We start from the raw sequence: 21,462 nt of genomic DNA, 5'->3' as shown, positions 1-21,462 counted from the left end.
TAACTTCCAGATATGAAAATCGAGGAATCGGGCCTGACGGAGGGCGATCTTCAGGGCGCCGTCGTACGCCTGTCGGACTGCATCCAGCTGATGCAGGCCGATCTGGTGCATGCCAACCCCACACCGGAGAACCTCGGCCATCCGGTCTCGGACGTCCTCATGTACGATCCCCTCGACGAATGGATGAATGTCGATGACCGCATCATCCTGGCCGTCGGCCTGACCGGAGGCTCGGCAGATTTCGACCAGCTGCTGCACCGGGCCTCCAACAGCAACGCCGCAGCCGTGATCGTCAAAGCCCACGGGACGCCCCTGGAACAGCTGCGTTCCGCCGCGGACCGGCACAGCCTGGCCGTGCTGGTGGCACCCGACAACGTGGACTGGACGCGACTGGTGGCGCTGGCCAGGGCATCAGTCATGGGGGCAGCCGCCGATTCAGTCTCCGGAGTCCGGCTCGGCGACCTTTACGCGTTCGCCAACGCCGCCGCGTCGATCACCAACGGCGCGGCGAGCATCGTGGATCCGCTCGGACGCGTGCTGGGGTATTCGACATTGCCGGGACAGCCCGTCGACGAACTGCGCCGCGTCACTACCCTCTCCTTGCAGGAGGTCAAACCGCCGGCCTTCGACTCGGACTTCAAGATCGTCTATGCGTCCGCGGGAGCGGTTCTGATCCCCGGAATCGGCGATGAAATGCCGCGGCTCGCACTGGCCGTGAGGGCGGGCGGCGAACTGCTCGGTTCCATCTGGATCATCGATCCCGGCAATGACAAACGGGAAGCGGCCCTGAACGCGCTCGACAGGATGGCACCACTGGCAGGCCTCCATATGCTCCATGCCCGCTCGGCGTCGGACTTCGGCGAACGCCGGAACGGGGACCTCATCCGCACGCTGATGGACGACCCCGCGCACGCCTCCTTTGCTGCCGCCCAACTGGGGCTCGATGCGGCCCGCGGGCTCGCTGTCGCAGCGTTCTCCATCGTCCGGCCCGAAACGGGAAGCCTTGAGTCCGTGCGTGAGATCCAGCGGCTGCTGCACCTCGTCACCACCGTCTGCAAGATCCACTTCAACACCAGCCACAGCGCCCTGATCGACTCGGTGGTCTACGCCCTGCTGCCCTGTGAAGGAAACGCCCCCAGGCCGGCGCACCGGCGTCTGGTCCAGGAAATCGGTGCCTACGCCCACACGATCAGCTCCCACCCGCTGGTCGCGGCAGTGGGGGGCATCGCGCCCCGGGTGGAGGACCTCCCGGGATCCCGGACCGAGGCGCTGCAAACCCTGCAGTACATGGTCCGCCTGCAGGCGGAAACCCCGCGCTCCAGCGGAGCCCAGTCCCCCGCCGCCGGGTTGTTCGAGGACTACCGGGTCCCGCTGAGTCTCTTGAAAATCGGTGCGTTCATCGCCGAAACAGGACTCTCCGACGTGGACGACATCAGCAGGATCCAGGCCCACGATGCCTTACAGCAAACCGAATATCTGGACACCCTGAGGGCATATCTGGCTTCCAATGGAAGCATGTCGGCGATGGCGGAACATCTCCACGTGCACAACAACACCGTGCGCTACCGGGTTGCACGGCTGGTAAAAGACTTCAACCTCGATCTCGACGACCCGCAAAAGCGGCTCTGGCTCTGGCTGCGCCTGACCACTATGGACCTGGCCCGTCAGTGACGCTGGTCGAGCGCGTCGAGGAGCCGCTTGACCGAACCTCCGAGGTTCCATTCGGTGGCCAGGCGCTCAAGGTCGGCCCGCGGATCGCCGACGACGGGGTGCAACCGGGCGCCCGCCTCGTCCAGCGTCGGCAGCCCGAGGTCGCGCACCACGTTCACGACGGCGGGAGCCACCTTCAGGTAGTCCGTCGCCGCTGCGAGCTTCGCCCGCACGGACGCGGACAGCCCGCTTTCCGCACCCGTCGCCGCCTCGAGCAGCAGGTCGAGGGTGCCGTACTCCCCGAGCAGTGACGCGGCCGTCTTCTCACCGATGCCGGCCACGCCCGGCAGCCCGTCGGAGCTGTCACCCCGAAGGATTGCGTAGTCCGCGTACTGCTCGGGCAGCACGCGGTACTTGCCCACGATGACCGCGTCGGTGACGACTTCGAGGTTCTTCATGCCGCGCGCGGTGTAGATCACGCGCACGTTGCGGTCGTCGTCGACGACCTGGAAGAGGTCGCGGTCGCCCGTGACCACGTCCACCGGCAAGCCGGCATTGCTGGCGTAGGTGCCGACGACGTCGTCGGCCTCGTGTTCAGCAGCCCCCACGACGGCGATGCCGGCCAGCTCCAGCACCTTCCGGATCATCGGGATCTGCGCCTCCAGCGCGTCCGGCACCACTTCGATGTCGGGGCCACCGGCCACCACCTCGGCCACCCGGTGCGACTTATAGCTGGGAATGAGGTCGACACGCCACTGCGGCCGCCAGTCGTCGTCCCAGCACGCAATGAGATGCGTCGCTTCGAAGTCGGCGGTGAGCCGGGCGATCATGTCCAGCAAGCCGCGAACAGCGTTCACCGGCGTGCCGTCGGCGCGGCGGATCGTGTCCGGCACACCATAGAAGGCGCGGAAGTACAGGGAGGCAGTGTCCAGCAGCATCAGGCGGTGGGGCATACCTGATCCTCACATGGAAACGCTTCGTTGAGAATCCGATTGGCGCGCAGGCAGCTGTTCAGAGCTCCCGGTAGTAATAAAGCATCGGCTCCGTGCCGTCGGGTCCGGTGTTGGTGAACTCGCGGGCCTCATAGAACCGGCGCGCGTCCGTGTCCTCGCCGTCGACGTTGATTTCGAGCAATGCGCCGCCGCGGCCGCGCACCAGCTCGCAGGAGGCAGCGAGCAGTGCGCTGCCCAGTCGACGGCCCCGCAGGCCGGGCCGCACGTACAGTTCGTCGAGGATCGCGACCGGCCCCGGATACCAGACATTGGAGCGGAAGCTCAGCACCGCAAGTCCGCCTGCCGGTTCGCCGACGAGCAGCACCACGACGTCCTCCCCCGCCAGCAACTCCGCCACCCGCGACGTCAATTTGCCGATGCCCGGGCTGGGTGTCTCGAACTCGGTGTTGAAATCATGGAGCATCCGGGCAACGGTTGCGGCGTCGGCGGGAGTCGCCCGGCGGGGCGGCTCACTGCGGGCAGGATCGTCAGGAGTCACGGCTTCATCATGCTCGGCGCATCGGCCTGCGTCCACCCTGGCATGCGTCCACCCCGGCTTATGTGCCGGCGGCCACGGGGTCTAGTGGGCGGGCGCGGCGACGTCTTCCAGCACGGTCCTGTCGAAAAACCTGATCTCGCCCGTTGCCTCGAAGAACACCGGAACCACTGACGTGCTCGCGTCCTTGGATGTTTCGAAAATTTCGGGCGCACCGCCATGCTTCCGGGCAATGGTTCCCACCAGTTCGGTGCCGCGAACGCGGACGGTTCGGTATTTGTAGCTCACGCTGACTCCTTCGTCGACTAAGGCACACCCTACTCCCTGTGCCAGCCTCCACGGACGGTTCCGGCTACGCCTGACCCTCAGCGGCGGGAGGGACGCGCAGGCTGCCGTACCGCTCCATCCGGTGCCAGCCCAGGTGCACGCCCGCCAGCGCGGTGACCACGGACTGGATTACCACCAGATACATCAACTGCCGGTAGACGAACTGCTGGAGTGGTAGCGTCCACAGCGGCCCGAGCCGTTCCTTGTCCAGCCGGAACGCATACGTGGCCATGAGCATCTGAACCACCAGAAAGACGAGCCAGAGTGCCGCGATCCGGAGCGGATCGAGGAAGATCAGTCCGTAGACAGCAAAGACATCGACCACAGGGGCGAACAGGGGAAGCAGCACCTGGAGAACGAGCAGGTAGCCGAGCCCGCGCCGGCCGAGTTTGCCGGCCGCTCCCCGCTGCACCACCGCGCCACGGTGCTTCCACATTGCCTGTAATGTGCCGTAGCACCAGCGGTACCGCTGGCGCCACAGGGCGCCGAGGGTGGCAGGGGCCTCGGTCCAGGCCCGCGCGTCGTCCTGGTAGACGACGCGCCAGCCGTCACGGCACAGCGACATGGTGAGATCCGTGTCTTCGGCGAGCGTGTCGTCGCTGACTCCGCCGACCCGCAGGAGGGCCTCCCTGCGGAAGGCACCAATGGCCCCGGGTACGGTTGGCATGCACTCGGCGACGTCGAACAGCCGGCGGTCCAGATTGAAGCCGACGACGTACTCGATGTGCTGCCACGCGCCGAGGATGCCGCCGCGGTTGGCCACCTTGGTGTTACCCGAAATGGCCCCCACGCGCGGGTCAGCGAAAGGCTGGATGAGGGCACGAACCGTGTCCGGCTCGAAGACGGTGTCTCCGTCAACCATCACCACGAGGTCGTGGCTGGCAGCGTCAAGCCCGGCGTTGAGGGCGGACGGCTTGCCCCCGTTCTCCTTCCGGATGACGGTGACGCCCGGCAGGCCAAGGGCTTCCACGATGCCTGCGGTCCCGTCGGTTGAGCCGTCGTCCACCACGATGATCTCAACGGGATGGGTGGAAGCGACGATGGACCGGACCGCGGCTTCAATCCCGACGGCCTCGTTGTAAGCGGGGACAATCACACTCACCGGTTCCGTGATCTCCGGCCTGACCGGCACGTCCATCCGCCGCCGGCCCCGGCTGAGTGTCTGCAGGCGCCGTGTAGCCCTGCTGTGGCGGGCCGCGAACCCGACCACAAGGAATGCCCGGACCAGCGTTACGAGGCCTGCCGCAACGAGCCCCCACGATATGGCGGTGACGACAAAGTCGCTCAACTGGATGCCCCGCACGAACGCCGTTCCGGTCATCTGTTCCGGGGCGGACGCCTCCCGCATGCTGTCAATACCGATCGCGTCACCAACGCTTGTGACGCGATAGCCCTGCCCGGCGAAACGCGACAACGCGGAATCGAGCGCGGCAACGGTCTGTTCCCTGTCACCACCGCCGTCGTGCATCAGGAGCACCTGCCCCTGCGGGCCGGACAGGGCGAGATTTTGCTCGATAGCCGTGGCCCCCGGCCGCCGCCAATCCTCGCTGTCGACGGTGCTCAGCACCGTGATGTAGCCCTCGTCCGCCGACGTTCGCATGGCCGACCAGGTGCTGTCGTTGATCGCATCGTTCCCGGAGCTGTAAGGCGGACGCAACAACGAGGTCGCGTGGCCGGTGATTCCGGCGATGGCTTCCTGGGCGCCCTGGACTTCGAGGTCGCGCCGCCACGACGGAGCCGTGCCCAGGTCTGTGTGGGTGAGCGTGTGAACACCAATTTCGTGACCGTCGGCAATGATGCGGCGCATGAGGTCGGGGTTGTCGATCGCCGCCGAACCAACCACAAAGAACGTCGCACGAACGTGGTGTTTCCGCAGGACGTCGAGGATCTGCGGTGTCCAGGCGGGGTCCGGTCCGTCGTCGAACGTCAGCGCGAGCGTATGGTCCGGCGGAGTCACGGTGCGGACCGCCCCGCCGCGGGAGTCGACCACCGGGCCGCCACCGGAGACGGCATCCGGCACGCTACCCGCCGAGGTGCTCGACGGCACGGAGTCATCGCCGATCCCGGCGAGGTGGTGCATGTATCCCTGCACCGCGAGGGCAACGCCCAGGGCAAAAAGGACAGCGATAAGGACGAACCAGTGAGCCCTGACGCTGACGGGACCGGACTTGACGGGGCGGCTCACCCTCACGGCTGCGGCGGCGCCGACGGACGCGTGGCCTGGCCCGGCGCCGTCCCGCTCTTGCCTGGCGCCGCCGGCTCCGTTCCGGGTGCGGGTTCTGTCACGGCCTCCGACGGAGGCGCCTTGCGGACTGCAGTACCAGTGTCCGTTCCACCAGCCGGCGGCGTCACCGGAACGGCCGTTGGCCCGGTTGCGGGCGCCTGGAATGCGGTCTGTGCCGCGGGCCCGGCCGGCACAGCCTGCGGGGCGGGGGGCGCGGCCTCGCTGGACGCCGGTGCCGGAGGCGAAGACGGAAGGTCATGGGCCGCGGGAGCTGCGGCGGGAGGCAGCGGCAGGTAGGGCGCGGCGACATTGGACCCGCCGATGAACGCCACCACCAGGAGGACAACGTACGCCGCCACGAGCCCGAGGGACCCGAGGCCCAGAAGCTTCACGAGCCGCAGGCGCCGCCCTGACTGATCGACAAAGACCGGCCCGCGCGGCTGCGCGGACCCTGGCTGATCGCACGTTTCATCAAAAGCTAGCATCGGGCATCAACCTTAGAGGATCCGCGATCCGCATCCCAAAAGTGTGACCCAAGGCCCATCAAGGCCGGGAGCCGGCCCTGGCCTCATAAAACGTGTCGAAGCGATCCCGCCCGATGCGTCCCAGCTTTTCGACCGTATGCCAGCTGATGACCGCCACCAGCAGGGTCAGCAGGATGGCCGCCACGGACACGAACGGCGGCAGGTCGGCTGTGGATCCGCCGTTGAGCCAGAGAATGACCACATAGTTCCAGAGGTACGCGGCGTAGGAAATGGTGCCCAGAAGCTGCAGGGGTCGCGTCCAGGAGGGCATCACCTGCGAACGGGAAGCGGCCAGCACCACGAGGACAGCCGCGGCAGCCATGGCCAGCGGGCCTCCCACGAAGAAGAAGGCCGGAGATTCGTTGGCCTTGGGGAAGAACACCAATGCTGCCAGAACCGCGATCGACCCGAAGAGGCCCGCTTGCCTCAGCCGGGGGCCGGAGAACCAGCGGAACACCCGGACCCGGTAGAGGCGCAGCGCCGAACCGACGATCAGCCCAAGGCCCCATGTCGTGGGAAGTGCGTAGACCAGGGAGTGCAGGTGCGGGGCCAGGATCAGCATCCCCAGCACACTGGCTGTCATCAGCGAGATGACGACGGCGGCAGACCAGCCGATCAGCCGCCATTGACGGTTCTTCCGCAGGGCGAGCACCAGCAGCGCCGGCCAGACCAGATAGAACTGTTCCTCCACCGCTAGCGTCCAGAGCGGTCCGATGGCCATGCTGACATCGAACGGAAGCGGCAGGTCTTTGAGATAGCCGAAACCGGCAAGGAGGGTGTAGCCGACGATTCCCTTGGAACGGTCCCCCAGGACGTCGGCCGTCAGTTCCACGATGGCGTAGACGCCAAGGAAGGAAATGAGTGCGGGCAACAGCCGGAAGGCCCGGTGCGCATAGAAACGGCCGTAGCGGACTTTCCGGTGCCGTTCGATATCCCGCAGCAGCACGCCCGTGATCAGGTAGCCGCTCAGGACGAAGAAGACGATGACACCGACAATGCCGGCGCCCTGGAAAAGCCCGGGCCAGGAGTGTCCAAGGAGAACGGCCCCGACGGCGGCTCCGCGAAGGACATCCAGCCCGTCCAGCCTCTGGCGCAGCGTGCTTTGACCGCCGGCCTGACCACCGGAATGCCTACTGGCATGCCCGGCAGCCGGCTCCGCGGCCGTCCCTACCGTTTCTTCAGCTAGCAACGCCAAATGACCTCCGCAGTTTCGGTTTTGTTGGATTTTTCCGGCCGCCGGACCTGATTCCGGGCGCCGCACGTCATCCCATTATCCCCGGTCCGGCTGGACGAAACCTGATTGCAGCCATATGCAATCCAAGGAAGTAGCTTCCATGGAAACTACTTGCTACGCTGTAGCCATGGAAACCAGGGACCACCCCGCCGGCCTCTATCCCCTGTTCAGCGCATTAACGCGGCTTGAAACCGAGCTGTGGGACGCCGTTGACGTCCGCCTGCGCTCGGAGTGCGGCCTGCCCCTCGGCCGGTACGAGGCCATGGCGGTCATCGCCTCCTTGGGAACCTGCCGGGTCTTCGACATAGGATCGGCGCTGGCAATCACTGTGGGCGGCGCCAGCAAGCTCATCGACCGGGTGGAAGCTGCGGGATACTGCTCGCGCAGCATGAACCCCGGCGACCGCCGTTCGTCGCTCCTTGTACTCACCCCGGCCGGGGCCGAAGTTCTTGAGCGGGGCCGCAAAGTGGTGGAGGCCGAACTTGCCAACTGGTTCACTCCGGCCCTGACCACCAGGGACGCCGGCACGCTGCTGGACCTCCTGACACGTGTGCGCACCGCACAGCGGCCGGCACCCGCCCCGAAGGCGGCCGGAGAATGAGCGGCACCATGCGGGCGGTTGTTTTGGACGGTCCGGGGCCCGCCGAGGCCCTGGACATCCGGGAACGACCCATCCCCGTGCCGATGCCCGGCCAGGTCCTCATCCGGGTCCGTGCCTTCGGGTTGAACCGCTCGGAACTGCATACCCGCCTGGGCCTGGCCGAAGGGGTCACCTTTCCGCGTGTGCCGGGGATCGAAGCCGTCGGAGAAGTGGCGGACGCCCCGGGCGGGGAATTCCGCACGGGGCAGAAGGTGGTGACCCTCATGGGCGGGATGGGCCGCGTGTTCGACGGCGGCTACGCCGGGTACACCTGTGTGCCCGCCGGCCAGGTCATCGCCTTCGAGTCAGGACTGCCCTGGTCAACGATCGGCGCCATCCCGGAGATGCTGCAGACCGCCCACGGCTCCCTCACCGTCGGGCTCGACACCAAGCCCGGCCAAAGCCTGCTCATCCGCGGCGGGACCTCATCGGTCGGCATGGCGGCAGCAATACTCGCCAAGCGCCGCGGACTCACCGTCTTGGCGTCCACCCGCGACGAGTCCAAGCGCCAGGCACTCGCCGCGATCGGCGTCGACCATGTGCTCATCGACGACGGCGGCCTGGCCGCCGCGGTGCGCCGGTTCTTCCCCGACGGCGTGGATGCCGCCCTGGAGCTCGTGGGCACCCCGACGCTTCCTGACACGCTGCAGGCAACCCGGATGCACGGCGTCGTCTGCTTCACGGGGATGCTTTCCAACCAGTGGATCGTTCCCGATTTCTATCCCATCGACTACATCCCGCGGGGCGTCCGGCTGACCGCCTAAGGGGCGGAGCCGCGGACCTGCCGCCCGCAGTGCTCCAGGAATTCCTGGATGCGGTCAGCGACGGCACGGCGGTGGCGCCCATTGGCAAGGTGTACACGCTGGATGACATCGTCCAGGCGCACACGGACATGGAGGAAAACCGGGTCAGCGGAAAACTCGTCGTCACCACCTAAGGCTTGGCGCGCCGGTGGATCGACTTGTAGCTCAGGTACGCGTTGAGTCCCTCGATCCCGTATTCCGTGCCCAGTCCGGAGTCGTGCCGGCCGCCGAAGGGTGCCGCATGGTTGGAGGCGAAGAAGTTGATGCCCACCGAGCCGGTGTCCATCCGGTCCGCCACGGCCAGGGACGCCTCAGGGTCGCTGCCGAAGACCAGGCCGCCCAGGCCGAACTCCGTGTTGTTCGCCAGTGCGACGGCCTCCTCAACGCTGCCGCCGGCGTCGTCGTACTTCAAAATGCAGAGGACCGGGCCGAAGATTTCCTCGCGGGAGATGCGCATGTCCGCAGTGACGTCGGCGAACACGGTGGGTTCCACGAAGTACCCGCCCTCGAGCCCGCCGCCCAGCGCTGCGGCACGCCCGCCGGTAGTGGCGCGGGCACCTTCCGCAAGCCCCGATTCCACATACTCCAGCACGGTCTTGTACTGGGACTCCGTGGCGCAGGGTCCGAAGACGGTGTCCGGGTCCAGCGGGTCGCCCTGCTTGCCCGCCGCGATGGTCCGGGTGACCATGTCCACGACTTCCTCGTAGCGGCTGGCCGGCGCCAGGATCCGGGTGGAGATGTAGCAGGTCTGCCCGGTGTTGCGCATGGAGGAGCGGATCAGAACCTCGGACATCGCGTCCAGGTCCGCGTCCGGCAGCACGATCGCGCTGGATTTGCCGCCGAGTTCGAGGGTCACGGGGCGGAGCAGCTCGCCGCAGGCCGCGGCGATTTTCCGGCCCACCGGAGTGGAACCCGTGAACGCCACCTTGTCCACGGCCGGGTGCTTCACCAGCGCGTCGCCCAGCCGGCCGGAGCCGGTGACCAGGTTGACGACGCCGGCCGGAACTCCGGCGGCGGCAACGGCGTCAATGATCACGCGGAGGGACAGGGGTGTGGGCGACGCCGGTTTGATGACCACCGTGCACCCGGCCAGCAACGCCGGCGCCAGCTTGATCACCACGAGGTTGATCGGGAAGTTCCAGGGCGCGATCAGTGCGCACACGCCGATCGGTTCGCGCCGGACCACGGATTCGCCGCCGCCTTTGGGGAAGGCCCGGACGTCCTCGCGTTCCAGGTAACCGGCGAGGGAGGCGAAGTAGCGGAAGATGCCTGCGGCGTTGGCGGCGGCCCCGGCGGATTCGGAGACCGGCGATCCGTTCTCGCGGGTGTTCGTCAGCAAGAGTTCTTCGGCGCGCTTCTCCACTTCCTCGGCGATGCGCAGCAGGTACGCCGCCCGCTCGGACGGCGTCAGCCGCGGCCATTCGCCGTCGTCGAAAGCCCGGCGGGCGGATCCGACGGCGGCGTCCAGGTCTTCGGGGGTTCCGTCCGGGACGGATCCCCAGACTTCGCCCGTGGCCGGATCGGTGACCGGGTTGCGGCCGGTGCCGCGTGCCGGGGTCCAGGCGCCGTCGATGAAGATATCGTCCACATGCGTGTACGGCAGGTTCAGCGCGGCACGGGCGGCCAGGGCGGGGACGTCCTGCGTTGAAGCGGTCATCGGATGACCGCCGTCTTGAGCAGGGCGGTGGACCGGTTCAGGTCGGCGGCGGCCATGTCGTGGGCGGCCTGCGTGATGAGTTCCGGCACGATTTCCGCGGCCAGCCGGTCTGTGTAGGTGGCCGGGTCCATCTTGAACCAGGTGGAGGCCAGGGCAATGCCGGCCTGGTCGAAGCGCCATAGCCGGTCGGCGTCGCGCATCAGCGCATCTTCCAGGGAATGGGCCACCGGGCGGGTGTCGTGGCCGTCGATGATCTCGCAGACGCGCTCGATGAAGTCCGGTCCGTAACCCAGGCCCGGGAGCACGCGGCGGGCCACGTCGCAGCCCTGCTTCTCGTGTTCGTAGCGGATGGTGGCCTTGCGCCAGTCCCCCGCGAAACCCTCGGAGATGATGCGGGACTCGTCCACGTGGGCCCACCCGGTGTCGTGCAGCAAGGTGGCAACCCGGACCAGTTCGGCGTCTGCCTCCGGGTAGGCGCGGCAGAGCCGCTCGGCGAAGGCAAGCGAGATCGGCAGGTGGATGTCGTTGCCGCGGGTGCGGGTCTCGTGCACCACGGCCCGCCAGAGCGAGTCGAGTTCATCCAGCGCCGCCGGAGTGGTGGCAATGGGGGCGGTGTCCACCGGTCCGGGAGCCGGAACCGGCCGGACGGGGTACGCGGCTGCGAAGTCCTCTGCCGTTTGGTTTTTGGCCGCGGGATTGGTGCCGACGTCGGTGACGGCTTCAGTACCGGCCTCGGCAACCGGGGTCTTGGGGGTGGTCGTCATGCTCCTTCGGGAGGGGCCGGCTTACGGTCTGGGTGGAGTTAGCTGTCCGTGGTGATCGTCTTGAGGAGTGTTGCCGGGTCCGCGGCGGCGTCGGCGGGGATGTTCCGGCCTTTGGCGAGGGCGTTCTTGACGGCCATGAAGTCCAGCGGGGCGTTGACGCAGTCCGCAGCGATGACCTGGCCCTGCCGGTAGTAGAGGACGCTGAATTTTCCGCGTTCCTCGTCACGCCGCAGCACCGTGCGGTCGTACCCGTTGCAAAGCCCGGCGATCTGGAGTTTGAGGTCGGCCTGGTTTGACCAGAACCACGGAATGCCGGCGTATTCCTCGCGCCGCCCGGTGAGCGAGTACGCAGCAACTTTGGCGTGCTCGATCGCATTGTTGACGCTTTCGAGCCGGATCCGTTCGCCGGGTTCCGAGCCGGGCACCGGGTTGGGCATGTTGGCGCAGTCGCCGATCGCCACCGTGGTGCCGTCTGAGGCCAGCGCAAACCGGTCCACGACAATCCCGTTGTCCACAGTCAGCCCCAGTTGTTCGGCCAGCTGGGTGTTGGGGATGACCCCGATGCCCACCAGGACGATCTGGGCGGGCAGCACCGTGCCGTCCTGGAGTTCGACGCCGGCGACTGACGTCTGTTTGTCACCTTCGGCGGAGGCAGCCCTGAACCGCGCGGCACTCGTGTTCAGCCGGATGTCGAGGCCGCGGGCGCGGTGGGCCTGCAGGAAGTACTCGGCGGTTTCCTCGCCGACAGCGCGGCCCACCAGCCGCGGACCGAATTCCAGCACGGTGACGTTCTTCCCCATTTTCTGCAGGCTGGATGCGGCTTCGAGCCCGATGAACCCGCCGCCGATCACCACGACGTCTTTCGCGTCCCCCACCCGGGCCTTGAGCGCCAGGGCATCGTCCGCGTTGCGAAGGTACAGCACGCCGTCGAGGTCGCCGCCGTCAATCTCGAGCTTCCGGGCGCGGGCACCCACGGTGAGGGCCAGCCGTTTGAAGGGGAACTGCCTGCCCGAGGAAGCGTGCGCGACCCCTGACCCGTCGGCGTCCCTGTCGATCCTGACGATGTATTCGCCCTTGACCAGGTCCACGTTGTGTTCGGCCCAGTACTCGTTCGAACGGAAGATCAGGGATTCGCTCTCCACCGTCTCCTGCAGGAACTCCTTCGAGAGGGCGGGGCGCTGGTAGGGGCGGTGGTCCTCGTCGCCGAGAAGGGTGATGTGCTCGTCAAAACCGAGCGCGCGGAGGGAGACTGCGAACTGGACACCGGACTGGCTTGCGCCGATGATCAGCAGGCCCGTGTGCGTGGGAACTGCGGTGGTTCCGGTGCCGGCCGCGACGGGCGCCGGCTGCTCAGCAGTGTGCGTGCCCATCGCTACACCTGGGTTTCCGGGGTGGTGACAAACAGGTCGAGCTCGTCCGTGAGCCGGAGCTGGCAGGACAGCCGCGAGTTGTCCTCGCGGTCCACGGCGGTGCCGTAGAGCATCTCGTCCTCCATGTCCTCCATCGGGGGAAGCTTGGACAGGCAGTCCTCGCGGACAAAGACGTGGCAGGTGGCGCAGGACAGCGATCCGCCGCATTCGGCCACGATGCCGGGGACGCCGTTGCGCACAGCGGTTTCCATGACGGAGTCGCCGGGATTGCCCTGGACGTCGCGGACCTCGCCCTCGGCGTCGGTGAAATGAACCGTTGGCATTGGTTCTCCTTGGGTTGAAAGCGGAATGTTGGCTAAAGGTGAGGGTCAGATGAACTGGCGGCCGCCGTCGACCACCATGGTCTGCCCGGTGTAATAGGAACTGTCCGGCCCGGCCAGGAAGAGCGCCGCGCCCACGATGTCCTCCGGCTGGCTGGCCCGCTTGATCGCTCCGCGGTCCACACCGTAGTTCTCGGCGTTCTCCATCAGCCCGTAGCTGGCCTCGGTGAGCGTGAAGCCGGGGGCGATCGCGTTGACCGTGATCCCCCGCCGGCCCAGTTCCTTGGCCATGACCCGGGTCAGGGCCACCACGCCGCCCTTGGATGCGACATAGTGCAGCCACTGTTCCGAGCCGCTGAAGATCGTGGCGCTGGAGAGGTTGATGACGCGCCCGCCCTCGGGCAGGTAGGGGCTCGCGGCGCGTGTCACCAGCCAGGGGCCTTTGAGGTTCACGTTCATTACCAGGTCCCATTCGGCCGGGTCGATGTCCTCGAACGGGCTCCGGGTCACCCCCGCGTACACCGCCGCGTTGTTAAGAACGACGTCGATGCTTCCGTTGCCGAAGTCGGCGCAGCTTTTCGCGAGGTCCTCGGTGGACTCCACGCTGGTGACATCGGCCGGGAAGGCGGCTGCTTCGCCGCCGGCTTCGCGGACCAGTTTCGCCGTCTGCTCGGCGCCTTCGAGGTTGATGTCGGCCACCGCCACCCGGTAGCCGCGGCCGGCGAAACCGAGCGCGAACGCCCGGCCCAGCCCGCCCGCGGCACCGGTGATGAGGACGGTCTTCCCTGCTTCGGGCATGGGGACGTCGGGCATGGACACGTCAGACATGGCTGTGGCTGTGGGAGTGCGCCCCGGGACCGGCGGCCAGGAGTTCGGGTTCTCCGGCCTCGGGAACCAGCGCGTCGAGGATCTGGACGGTGCCCTTGGTGCCGTCAACGCGGAGCCGCTGGCCGGTCTTGATGGTGGTGGACGCCGACCCGGTGCCGGTGACGGCCGGAAGGCCGTACTCGCGGCAGACGATGGCAGCGTGGCTCATCATGCCGCCGATGTCCGTGACGGTGGCCTTGATCTTGCCGAAGATCGGGCCCCACGATGGGGCCGTCACGGTGGCGACAAGGATTTCGCCCTGCTGCACCTCGGAAAGCTGGTCGGCGTCGGTGACCACGCGGGCCAGGCCCTCCACGACTCCGGGCGAGGCCGCCATGCCGCGGAGGCCGCCGCCTTCCACCGCTTCGCCGGCGCCCAGCCACTGCTGGACCTGCTCGGTGGTGATGCCCCAGAGCATCCGGGTGAAGGGCTCGGTGATGGACTCCGGCGGCGTGTTCAGCGCGGGGGCCGGCCGCGCGGTCTTGAGCGCGTCCACGATGCCGCGGCGGCGTTCGATTTCCTCCGGCCAGAAGTCCGGGCCGATGGGCTTGGCCCCAACGCCCCAGCCGGTGACCAGGTCAAAGAGTGCGTCCCGGACCTCGTTGCGGCCCAGGTACAGCAGGTCGTCGGGCCGGGTCCAGAAGCCCTCCGCGTGCATCATGCGGGAGAGCTCGCGGATCTTGCGCCAGAAAACGCCCATGGTCCAGTGCTCGATGTAGAAGTTGTGGTTCTCCACGTACGGGTAGGCGGTGGCAGCGAGGCCGCGCTTGGCATCGAACAGGGCCTGGTTTTCACCTTCGAGGAGCTCACGGTATTCCTCGATGATGCGGTCGCGCTCGGCAATCAGGGCTTCCACCGGGCGCATGATTTCCTGGCCTTCGTCCACGCGGCGGATGTAGTCCGCGATGTAGCCGAGCGGGATTTCCTGGTGCTCGTTCCAGTACTTGTCGTGGCCGTAGAACCCGTTGCCCACGGTGAAGTTGAACCACGGGTCCTTGGCACCTTCATACTGCGCCATCCAGCGCTCCCCGCCCGGTGCGGCGGCGATGGCACCCAAGGTGGCATCGACTCCGTCCGTGTTGCCGAAGTGTCCCTGCAGCTGCAGTTCGACGGCGAGCTTGGCGAGCTGCTTGAGCTCGTCGTCCGGCCGGAAGAGTTCCATGTCCACGCCCTGCACCATGGTGGCGATGGACTGGTCCGGGATGTTGGGGAAGACCTGCTTGCAGAAGTTGAAGAAATCCAGGTAAGCGATGTAGCCCAGGTTCAGGAACTCGAAGTGGTACTGCCAGTTCTGGTACGCGAGCTGGATGAGGCGGTCATAGCTTTCGAGCAGCTTCTCGGACCCGTCCTTTCCCTTGCCGGTGAGGATGTCCTCCATCGGGACCATGTCGGGGAGCTTGGGGAAGGAGATGGTTTCCATTTCGTCGATGGTGCCCTTGACCTTCACGTGCCACTGCTTGAGCAGCTGGTCCCAGTTCTGGAAGTAGTGCCCCACGCGCTGTTCGAACAGGGGCACGCGGGCGGCGATCTGGTCCTCGGGGACCGGGATCGGCGACATGTAGAGGTAGCCCAGGTGGACGCGGAATTCTATGCCGTTGGCGTTGGGGATCATCAGGTGCCGGGCGTTGTACTGGCCCAGGCACTTCACCGCGAATTCGCCGCCGATGGTTTCGAAGGGCTTGTACACGGTGGGCCAGTGCTGGCTGTCGCAGAACCAGAACTTGGCGTCCTCCTGCTCCTTGAGCTTGTCCTGGAAGACCAGATAGTAGGGGTAGATCTTTTCCCAGCCCTCTGCGCCGGCGGGGACCGGGAGCTCGGACGGTTTGGGGAAGGACTTCAGGGACATGGCGGTCCTTTCAAGAGGGCTCGACGGTGAGCCTGGGTGGGGTGGAACCTGGTGGGTGTTCTGGCGCTTAGACGGACGGCTTGAGCGTGCCTGCACTGAATCCGCTGAAGTAGCCGCCGGAGACGACAGGTTGCGGGGCGGTGTGCGTGGCCGGCTTGGAGGAGTGCACGGTTTCCGGCCGGGACTGGAGCAGGAGCAGGTTTTCGCCGTCGGGCAGGTCCGTATCAAGGGCCCATTCGATGTCCTGCGGGCACTTGTAGTGCTTCTCTGCGCGTTTGGCCATCTGCGCGACGGCGGTGAGTTCGGCGTCGGTGAGGCTGCGGCGTCCACGGCGTTCGGCGTCGACTTCCCGCTCCACCAGGCGGCCGGCCGCGGCGTCCGGGACCAGTTCGGCGTGCTTGTCCCCGAGGTGTTCGGAGATGACGGCCAGGGTGACCTAGTCCAGCATGATGTTGTCCGGGGTGACCTGGCCGGAGACCACCATTTCACCCACCCCGTAGGAGGAGTCGATGGTGATCTTGGAACGGTCGCCGTTGGTGGGGTCCATGGTGATCGCAACGCCGGAGACGCGGGCATTGACCATCTTCTGCACCACCACGGCCATCGAGAGGCCCTCGTTGGGGATGTTGTTTTTGAGCCGGTAAATGATGGCACGGGAAGTGAAAAGGGAGGCCCAGCATTGCCGGATGTGCTCGGTGACGGCCTTGACGCCGTCGAGCCAGAGGTAGGTGTCCTGCTGGCCGGCGAAGGAGGCATCCGGAAGGTCCTCGGCAGTGGCGCTGGAGCGGACGGCCACCGGGACCGGCGCGTCGAAGCGGGACATCAGGGCCTCGTAGGCGGTGATGGTGAGCTCACGCAGGACCTGCGGGACCGGGCGGGAGCAGATGTCCTCGCGGATGGCGGCGGAGACCTTGTCCACCTGGCCCATGTCTTCGGGGTCCAGGCCGGCAAGCAGCTGATGGATATGCCGGGTGATCCCGGCTTCCTCCATAAAGGCGTCGAATTGCGCCGTGGTGACCACGAAGGCCGGCGGGACGGGCATGCCGGCCGCAGTCATCGTGACCAGGGAGGCACCCTTGCCGCCGAGGTTTTCAAGCTTCGGTTCGACGCCGCCGTCGAAGAACTGGACGTATTCGTTGCTGTGCATCGTTTTCAGGCCTTCCAGCTGACGGGGACGGTCTCGGGGACACGGAAGGAGAGGTTCTCGCGGAAGGCGATGGCTTCCGGTTCCTCCAGCTGCAGCTCCGGGGCGAGCCGGGCCACCTCTTCGAGGGCGATTTTTGCCTGGAGCTTGGCGAGCATATTGCCCAGGCAGTAGTGGATTCCGAATCCGAACGAGAGGTGCTCGCGGGCGTTGGGACGGGTGATGTCGAAATCCTCGCCGTCGGTGAACTTGTTATCGTCGCGGTTGGCGGAGCCCATCAGGAGCAGGAGCTGCGCGCCTTCTTCGATCGCAACACCGCCCACTTCAGCGTCCTTGAGCGCCTTGCGCCGCCAGCCGACGATCGACCCGGCGTAGCGCAGGACCTCGTCGATGGCGGCGGGGATCTTCTTGGGCTCCGCCACCAGCTGCTGCCACTGCTCGGGGCGGGCCAGGAGTTCGCGGAGGGCGTTGGAGATCAGCGTGGTGGTTGTCTCGTGGCCGGCAAAGAGCAGGCTGTAGAGGACGGAGGCGATCTCGTGGTCCGAGATGTCGGCGCCGTCCTGCTGCGCTTTGACGAGGTCCGCGGTGAGGTTGTCGCCGCCCTTCTCCTTGGCTTCTGCAACGAGGCGCTGGCATTCCTGCCAGTACTCCACGAGGTTGTGGGCGTGCGGGATCTGTTCCTCGTCAGAGAGGTCGCCCCAGGTCATCGCGGCGCGGGAATCGCTCCAGCGCTTGAACGTGTCCACCTGGGACACGTCCGCGCCGATGAGGGTGAGGATGGTGATGGTGGGGACGTCGTAGGCGAGGTCCTTGACCATGTCGCCCCGGCGTTCCGGCCGGGCCAGCATCCTTTCGAGCAGTTCGACGACGTTCTGGCGGATGAAGGGTTCCAGCGCCTTGTAGCGGCGGGGCGTGAAGGCCTTCTGGACCACGGCGCGGATGCGGGTGTGTTCCGGCGGGCGGCGGGCGGACAGGCCGGAGTAGGCGGTGAAGCCGCCGTCGTCCATGATCTTCTTCGCGGCGGCGCCCCGTTCGCGGACGGGGGCCTGGGCGTTCTCGCTGGAGAAGGTCTCCCAGTCCTCGAAGACGGCCTTGATGTCGTCATAGCGGGAGACGACATAGAGGCCCACGCGCTCGTCGAACATGACGGGCTGCTCGGCCCGGAGTTCGGCATAGGCGGGGAAGGGGTCCTGCATCTGGAACGGCTCGTAGCCGTGGTGCCCGGCGGGGGCTTCGGCGCCGTGGCCATAGGGACAGCGGCCGGCCGTTTCAGTCGACGATGACATCTGGGCTCCTTGGTTTTCGGTCCCGCCGGCGGCGTCAGTGCCTGCCGGGGGTTCTTGTTCACCAGTGAGGCCCCGATCACCAGCAGCCGACAGCATCGGCTTCCACTCAGTGGAAACCAGTTTGTTTCAGCCCTCGCAGGCCGGGGACGGCTCAGTCCGTGCCGTCATGGCTGCCCAGCAGCGTCTCCAGCGGGATCCGGGCTGTGGCCCGCTCAATCTGGGCGGCGATGCCCCGCAGGACGGGCAGGTGCCGGGTCATCGTGGCGGCCTGGGTGGTGGGCAGCACAAGGCCGATCGATGCCCCGATCCTGCCGGTATGGAAAACCGGGACGGCGATGGAGCAGGAGCCCAGCCGGACTTCCTCCAGGGTGGTGGCGTAGCCCTGTTCATGGATTTGGGCCAACTCCTCGGCCAGCTTCCTGGGATCCACGTGGGTGTGCGCGGTATGCCGCTCCAGCTGCCGGTTCAGGTAGGCGTCCCGGACCCAGTCCTCCTCGAAGGCGAGGATGACCTTGCCGACAGCGGTCGCGTGCATGGGCAGCCTGCCGCCGACCCGGCCGGCGCGGGGTACCCGCTTGGAGCCGTAGACGCGGTCGATGTACAGCACCTCATGCCCGGCCCGGACCGCCAGGTGCGCGGTTTCACCGGTGAGCGAGAAGAGGTCCTGAACGTAGGGCCGGGCGGCGTCCCGGAGCTGCCGCCCGGTGTTCTGGGCGAGCTCCCAGAGGCGGATGCCGAGCTGGTAGCGGCCGTTGGGCTCACGGGAGAGGAGTCCCCAGTCCGTGAGCTCGTTGACCAGCCGGTGTGCGGTGCTCAGGGGCAGGCCGGATTTTTGGCCGATGTCGGTCAGGCTGAGGGCACCCCGGGATTTTTCGAAGGCTTCCAGGATGGACAGGACCTTCGAGGTCACGGTCCTGCCGGGTTCGCTGCTGCCGCCCGCCATCGTGGTTCCTCCTCCGGTACGTGCCCGCTGCTGTGCAATCTGCGGGCCGCCTCCCGGCAGCCCGATCAGAGTCTAGCCTGCAGCCCTGGGGCGTCCTTTCGCAGCGCCACTTGCGGCTTCCCCCGGCCTGAGTAGATTTGCCTTACCCAGGGTGTCCGCCCGTTCCGCTTCACCCCGCTTAACCCCACGTCACCGGAGGCGACCATGACAAGCGTTGGACCCGTGCTTGTGGTTGGCGGCACCGGCATGCTCGGAAGCCAGGTGGTGTGGCAGCTGCTGTCAGCGGGAAAGCAGGTCCGTGCCCTGGTGCGTCCGGGCTCCGACGCCACACGCCTCGAAGCTGCCGGTGCCACCATCGCCCGCGGCGACATGATGGACCTTGACTCCCTGGTCCGCGCGATGGACGGTGCCGATAGCGTGGTCACCTCGGCGGCCGGCTATACACGGCACAGCAAAGGCGACTCCCCGCAGATCGACACCATAGGGAACAGCAACCTCGCCGAAGCCGCCAGCCGGACCCGCGTGCGCCGGTTCGTGCTGACCAGCATCCTCACCTGTGACCAGACACCGGAAGTTCCGCACTTCTGGCATAAGAAGCTGGCCGAGGACCGGCTCGAGCAACTCGGCGTCCCGTTCGTCGCGCTGCGGCCGGGTGCCTTCCTGGACCAGGTCACCCGGTTTGGCGGGGACCCGTTCAGCAAAGGGCGCCTCACCTGGCTCGGGTCCGCCCGGGTCCCGTTGACTTTCGTACTCTCATCCGACCTGGCCGGTTACCTGGCCGCCGCCACGGATCTGCCCGCAGTGGAGGGGCAGCGCATCGATATCGGCTGGGACCGGCCTGTCAGCATGCAGGACGTTGCGGACATTTCGGGACGGCTCCTCGGCAGGCGCATCCGGGTCCGAACCATCCCCGGCAGGCTCATCCGGGCCGCTGGTTCGGCGCTCGGGCCGGTCAACCCCATGATCAAGGACATGGGAGCCATGGCCGCCTGGTTCGAGTCCGGCCGCTACGTTGCAGACACCGGCCGGCAACGCGAAGTCTTTGGCCCGGTGCCTACCGCCGAAGACGCCATAACCCGCCTTATCAAGGGCCTCGGGCACGCAGTGAGCGGCTGAGCGGCTAACCGGCTGAGCAGGGTCAAAAAGGCGGGATGACGACGGCGGAGGAACCGCCGTCGTCATCCCTTCATTGCTGTTCTACAGTCCGCGGACGGGCACGCTGAGCACGTCGTCTATGCTGCCCAGGACCCGGTCCGTGACTTCCTCGATTCCGCCGATCCCGTCCACCCGGGTGAGGATCCCGCGCTCCGCATACTTGGCCACCACGGCCTCCGTCTGCTGGTGGTACAGGTCCAGCCGGTGGCGGATGACGCCTTCGTTGTCGTCGCTCCGGCCGGTTTCCCTGGCCCGGCCCAGCAGGCGGGTGACCAGTTCCTCGTCGTCCGCTGTTAGCTGGAGAACCACGCTGAGGGCCTGGCTGGAAGCGGCGAGGATCCCGTCGAGGTACTCCACCTGTGCCACCGTGCGGGGATAACCGTCCAGCAGGAAGCCTTCAGTGGCATCGTCCTGGCTGAGCCTGTCCCGGACCATTTCATTCGTGACGCTGTCCGGCACGAAGTCTCCGTTATCCATGTATTTCCGGGCCTCAACGCCGAGCGGCGTGCCGCCCTTGACGTTGGCACGGAAGATGTCGCCGGTTGAGATCGCCACCACGCCGAGGCGTTCGGAAATCCGTTCCGCCTGCGTTCCCTTGCCGGAACCGGGCGGACCAATAATCAGCATTCTCGTCATTCGGTATTCCTTTGCTGGCTATATGGACGTCTTCGTCCTGGCCCGATGCTCCTGACCCGACGCTTGCGGCCGGGCTGCATCGGCGCCTCACTGCAGAGTACGACGGCGGGGGCTCCCCGCCGTCGTACTCTGCCCTTTTGTGCTGTTACCGGTAGTGATGATGCAGTGAGCGGCGGCGCCCAGGCACCGCGCGTACGGTGAACCCCGGACCCGTTGTCAGCGGGGTTCGGGCGTTTCGCCGTTCGCGACCGCCTCGATCCAGTCGACGGCCTCGTCCGAGAAATAGAACCCCGACGGACCGTTCTGACCAACCCACCATGCATCGCCGGCAACGTCGCCTCCGGCATTGGTGATCTCCGTGACCATCTCCGCCGGAACCGCGTCACCGTTGTTCGCAATAAGCCATTCCCTGGCCGACGGCTTCAGCCGCGGCCACCATTGCTCCATAGTCATGGCCGCAGTCTGCCACTTCGGCGGCAATTGCACGACCATCCCGGAACGGTTCCCTGCTAGAACGCGCGGAGGATGTCTTCGACGCGGGCTTTGGCGTCGCCGAAGAGCATTTGCGAGTTGTCGCGGAAGAA

Annotated in this window: 21 protein-coding genes and 1 pseudogene; 5 read left to right on the top strand and 17 right to left on the bottom strand. The window is 66.9% G+C overall.

What is annotated here, in order from left to right; all coding sequences use genetic code 11:
* The first annotated feature begins 12 nt into the window (after positions 1 to 12).
* Positions 13 to 1,671: a helix-turn-helix domain-containing protein gene (locus PV761_RS10425; RefSeq protein WP_347896471.1), complete on the top strand. Its 1,659-nt coding sequence runs from the start codon at positions 13 to 15 to the stop codon at positions 1,669 to 1,671.
* On the opposite strand, the gene PV761_RS10420 is transcribed toward PV761_RS10425, so the two are convergent.
* The 6 genes from PV761_RS10420 to PV761_RS10395 all read right to left on the bottom strand — a co-directional run bounded on the left by PV761_RS10420 (position 1,665) and on the right by PV761_RS10395 (position 7,408).
* A complete protein-coding gene (locus PV761_RS10420; RefSeq protein WP_347896469.1) occupies positions 1,665 to 2,603 on the bottom strand; it encodes a 5'-3' exonuclease in 939 nt (312 codons plus the stop codon). The genes PV761_RS10425 and PV761_RS10420 overlap by 7 nt on opposite strands.
* A gap of 58 nt (positions 2,604 to 2,661) precedes the next feature.
* On the bottom strand, positions 2,662 to 3,141 hold the full coding sequence (locus PV761_RS10415) for a GNAT family N-acetyltransferase (RefSeq protein WP_347896467.1): 480 nt from the start codon (positions 3,139 to 3,141) through the stop codon (positions 2,662 to 2,664).
* An 81-nt stretch (positions 3,142 to 3,222) separates the two neighbouring features.
* Positions 3,223 to 3,426: a hypothetical protein gene (locus PV761_RS10410; RefSeq protein ID WP_028269391.1), complete on the bottom strand. Its 204-nt coding sequence runs from the start codon at positions 3,424 to 3,426 to the stop codon at positions 3,223 to 3,225.
* Positions 3,427 to 3,490: 64 nt separating this feature from the next.
* Positions 3,491 to 5,650: a bifunctional polysaccharide deacetylase/glycosyltransferase family 2 protein gene (locus PV761_RS10405; protein ID WP_347896464.1), complete on the bottom strand. Its 2,160-nt coding sequence runs from the start codon at positions 5,648 to 5,650 to the stop codon at positions 3,491 to 3,493.
* A gap of 2 nt (positions 5,651 to 5,652) precedes the next feature.
* Complete coding sequence (locus tag PV761_RS10400; RefSeq protein ID WP_347896462.1) at positions 5,653 to 6,174, bottom strand: hypothetical protein; 522 nt, start codon at positions 6,172 to 6,174, stop codon at positions 5,653 to 5,655.
* A gap of 58 nt (positions 6,175 to 6,232) precedes the next feature.
* Positions 6,233 to 7,408, bottom strand: coding sequence for an acyltransferase (locus tag PV761_RS10395; protein WP_347896460.1), 1,176 nt, complete (start codon positions 7,406 to 7,408; stop codon positions 6,233 to 6,235).
* Positions 7,409 to 7,547: 139 nt separating this feature from the next.
* Between PV761_RS10395 and PV761_RS10390 the strand changes: the two genes are divergently transcribed.
* The 3 genes from PV761_RS10390 to PV761_RS10380 are packed head-to-tail and all read left to right on the top strand — an operon-like array spanning position 7,548 to position 9,024.
* Positions 7,548 to 8,048, top strand: a complete 501-nt coding sequence (locus tag PV761_RS10390; RefSeq protein WP_347896458.1) for a MarR family winged helix-turn-helix transcriptional regulator — start codon at positions 7,548 to 7,550, stop codon at positions 8,046 to 8,048.
* Complete coding sequence (locus PV761_RS10385; RefSeq protein ID WP_347896456.1) at positions 8,045 to 8,851, top strand: zinc-binding dehydrogenase; 807 nt, start codon at positions 8,045 to 8,047, stop codon at positions 8,849 to 8,851. Before PV761_RS10390 ends, PV761_RS10385 begins: the two co-directional genes overlap by 4 nt.
* 29 nt (positions 8,852 to 8,880) lie before the next feature.
* Positions 8,881 to 9,024 carry a zinc-binding dehydrogenase gene (locus PV761_RS10380; protein ID WP_347896454.1) on the top strand — a complete coding sequence of 48 codons (144 nt, stop codon included), beginning with the start codon at positions 8,881 to 8,883 and terminating at the stop codon, positions 9,022 to 9,024.
* Here the strand turns inward: PV761_RS10380 and PV761_RS10375 are convergent.
* The 9 genes and pseudogenes from PV761_RS10375 to PV761_RS10335 form a co-directional block, all read right to left on the bottom strand.
* Complete coding sequence (locus tag PV761_RS10375) at positions 9,021 to 10,547, bottom strand: aldehyde dehydrogenase family protein (RefSeq protein ID WP_347896452.1); 1,527 nt, start codon at positions 10,545 to 10,547, stop codon at positions 9,021 to 9,023. The genes PV761_RS10380 and PV761_RS10375 overlap by 4 nt on opposite strands.
* On the bottom strand, positions 10,544 to 11,311 hold the full coding sequence (locus PV761_RS10370) for an HD domain-containing protein (protein WP_347896450.1): 768 nt from the start codon (positions 11,309 to 11,311) through the stop codon (positions 10,544 to 10,546). Before PV761_RS10370 ends, PV761_RS10375 begins: the two co-directional genes overlap by 4 nt.
* A 38-nt stretch (positions 11,312 to 11,349) precedes the next feature.
* Complete coding sequence (locus PV761_RS10365) at positions 11,350 to 12,681, bottom strand: FAD-dependent oxidoreductase (protein ID WP_347896449.1); 1,332 nt, start codon at positions 12,679 to 12,681, stop codon at positions 11,350 to 11,352.
* Positions 12,682 to 12,683: 2 nt separating this feature from the next.
* Positions 12,684 to 13,004 carry a 2Fe-2S iron-sulfur cluster-binding protein gene (locus PV761_RS10360; RefSeq protein ID WP_028269398.1) on the bottom strand — a complete coding sequence of 107 codons (321 nt, stop codon included), beginning with the start codon at positions 13,002 to 13,004 and terminating at the stop codon, positions 12,684 to 12,686.
* Positions 13,005 to 13,049: 45 nt separating this feature from the next.
* On the bottom strand, positions 13,050 to 13,829 hold the full coding sequence (locus tag PV761_RS10355) for an SDR family oxidoreductase (protein ID WP_347896447.1): 780 nt from the start codon (positions 13,827 to 13,829) through the stop codon (positions 13,050 to 13,052).
* Complete coding sequence (locus PV761_RS10350) at positions 13,822 to 15,714, bottom strand: PEP-utilizing enzyme (protein ID WP_347896445.1); 1,893 nt, start codon at positions 15,712 to 15,714, stop codon at positions 13,822 to 13,824. The genes PV761_RS10355 and PV761_RS10350 overlap by 8 nt, the downstream gene beginning before the upstream one ends.
* A 67-nt stretch (positions 15,715 to 15,781) precedes the next feature.
* A pseudogene (locus tag PV761_RS10345) lies at positions 15,782 to 16,861 on the bottom strand (PEP/pyruvate-binding domain-containing protein).
* A 5-nt stretch (positions 16,862 to 16,866) separates the two neighbouring features.
* Complete coding sequence (locus PV761_RS10340; RefSeq protein ID WP_347896443.1) at positions 16,867 to 18,144, bottom strand: cytochrome P450; 1,278 nt, start codon at positions 18,142 to 18,144, stop codon at positions 16,867 to 16,869.
* 151 nt (positions 18,145 to 18,295) lie between these two features.
* Positions 18,296 to 19,087: an IclR family transcriptional regulator gene (locus tag PV761_RS10335; protein ID WP_028269403.1), complete on the bottom strand. Its 792-nt coding sequence runs from the start codon at positions 19,085 to 19,087 to the stop codon at positions 18,296 to 18,298.
* Positions 19,088 to 19,291: 204 nt separating this feature from the next.
* Between PV761_RS10335 and PV761_RS10330 the strand changes: the two genes are divergently transcribed.
* Positions 19,292 to 20,203 carry an SDR family oxidoreductase gene (locus PV761_RS10330; protein WP_028269404.1) on the top strand — a complete coding sequence of 304 codons (912 nt, stop codon included), beginning with the start codon at positions 19,292 to 19,294 and terminating at the stop codon, positions 20,201 to 20,203.
* A gap of 81 nt (positions 20,204 to 20,284) precedes the next feature.
* Here the strand turns inward: PV761_RS10330 and PV761_RS10325 are convergent, their stop codons facing one another.
* Both PV761_RS10325 and PV761_RS10320 read right to left on the bottom strand, forming a co-directional pair.
* Positions 20,285 to 20,869 carry an adenylate kinase gene (locus PV761_RS10325; protein ID WP_197024885.1) on the bottom strand — a complete coding sequence of 195 codons (585 nt, stop codon included), beginning with the start codon at positions 20,867 to 20,869 and terminating at the stop codon, positions 20,285 to 20,287.
* Between the two features lie 225 nt (positions 20,870 to 21,094).
* Positions 21,095 to 21,331 (bottom strand): hypothetical protein, encoded by a 237-nt coding sequence (locus PV761_RS10320; protein ID WP_347896440.1) that lies wholly within the window; start codon positions 21,329 to 21,331, stop codon positions 21,095 to 21,097.
* Positions 21,332 to 21,462: the final 131 nt, after the last annotated feature.

The organism is Arthrobacter sp. CC3 (assembly GCF_039907775.1).
In the GTDB taxonomy this organism is placed as follows: domain Bacteria; phylum Actinomycetota; class Actinomycetes; order Actinomycetales; family Micrococcaceae; genus Arthrobacter.
The sequence above is the reverse complement of the archived record's forward strand: the minus strand, read 5'-3'. Positions and strand labels throughout refer to the sequence as shown.

What these genes read in the sequence shown, in the direction of transcription:
- PV761_RS10330 (WP_028269404.1), top strand. Translation starts at nt 19,292, where the DNA reads ATGACAAGCGTTGGACCCGTGCTTGTGGTTGGCGGCACCGGCATGCTC.
- PV761_RS10340 (WP_347896443.1), bottom strand. Translation starts at nt 18,144, where the DNA reads ATGTCATCGTCGACTGAAACGGCCGGCCGCTGTCCCTATGGCCACGGC.
- PV761_RS10355 (WP_347896447.1), bottom strand. Translation starts at nt 13,829, where the DNA reads ATGTCTGACGTGTCCATGCCCGACGTCCCCATGCCCGAAGCAGGGAAG.
- PV761_RS10425 (WP_347896471.1), top strand. Translation starts at nt 13, where the DNA reads ATGAAAATCGAGGAATCGGGCCTGACGGAGGGCGATCTTCAGGGCGCC.
- PV761_RS10320 (WP_347896440.1), bottom strand. Translation starts at nt 21,331, where the DNA reads ATGACTATGGAGCAATGGTGGCCGCGGCTGAAGCCGTCGGCCAGGGAA.
- PV761_RS10420 (WP_347896469.1), bottom strand. Translation starts at nt 2,603, where the DNA reads ATGCCCCACCGCCTGATGCTGCTGGACACTGCCTCCCTGTACTTCCGC.
- PV761_RS10350 (WP_347896445.1), bottom strand. Translation starts at nt 15,714, where the DNA reads ATGTCCCTGAAGTCCTTCCCCAAACCGTCCGAGCTCCCGGTCCCCGCC.
- PV761_RS10385 (WP_347896456.1), top strand. Translation starts at nt 8,045, where the DNA reads ATGAGCGGCACCATGCGGGCGGTTGTTTTGGACGGTCCGGGGCCCGCC.
- PV761_RS10390 (WP_347896458.1), top strand. Translation starts at nt 7,548, where the DNA reads ATGGAAACTACTTGCTACGCTGTAGCCATGGAAACCAGGGACCACCCC.
- PV761_RS10370 (WP_347896450.1), bottom strand. Translation starts at nt 11,311, where the DNA reads ATGACGACCACCCCCAAGACCCCGGTTGCCGAGGCCGGTACTGAAGCC.
- PV761_RS10375 (WP_347896452.1), bottom strand. Translation starts at nt 10,547, where the DNA reads ATGACCGCTTCAACGCAGGACGTCCCCGCCCTGGCCGCCCGTGCCGCG.
- PV761_RS10325 (WP_197024885.1), bottom strand. Translation starts at nt 20,869, where the DNA reads ATGCTGATTATTGGTCCGCCCGGTTCCGGCAAGGGAACGCAGGCGGAA.
- PV761_RS10360 (WP_028269398.1), bottom strand. Translation starts at nt 13,004, where the DNA reads ATGCCAACGGTTCATTTCACCGACGCCGAGGGCGAGGTCCGCGACGTC.
- PV761_RS10365 (WP_347896449.1), bottom strand. Translation starts at nt 12,681, where the DNA reads ATGGGCACGCACACTGCTGAGCAGCCGGCGCCCGTCGCGGCCGGCACC.
- PV761_RS10335 (WP_028269403.1), bottom strand. Translation starts at nt 19,087, where the DNA reads ATGGCGGGCGGCAGCAGCGAACCCGGCAGGACCGTGACCTCGAAGGTC.
- PV761_RS10400 (WP_347896462.1), bottom strand. Translation starts at nt 6,174, where the DNA reads ATGCTAGCTTTTGATGAAACGTGCGATCAGCCAGGGTCCGCGCAGCCG.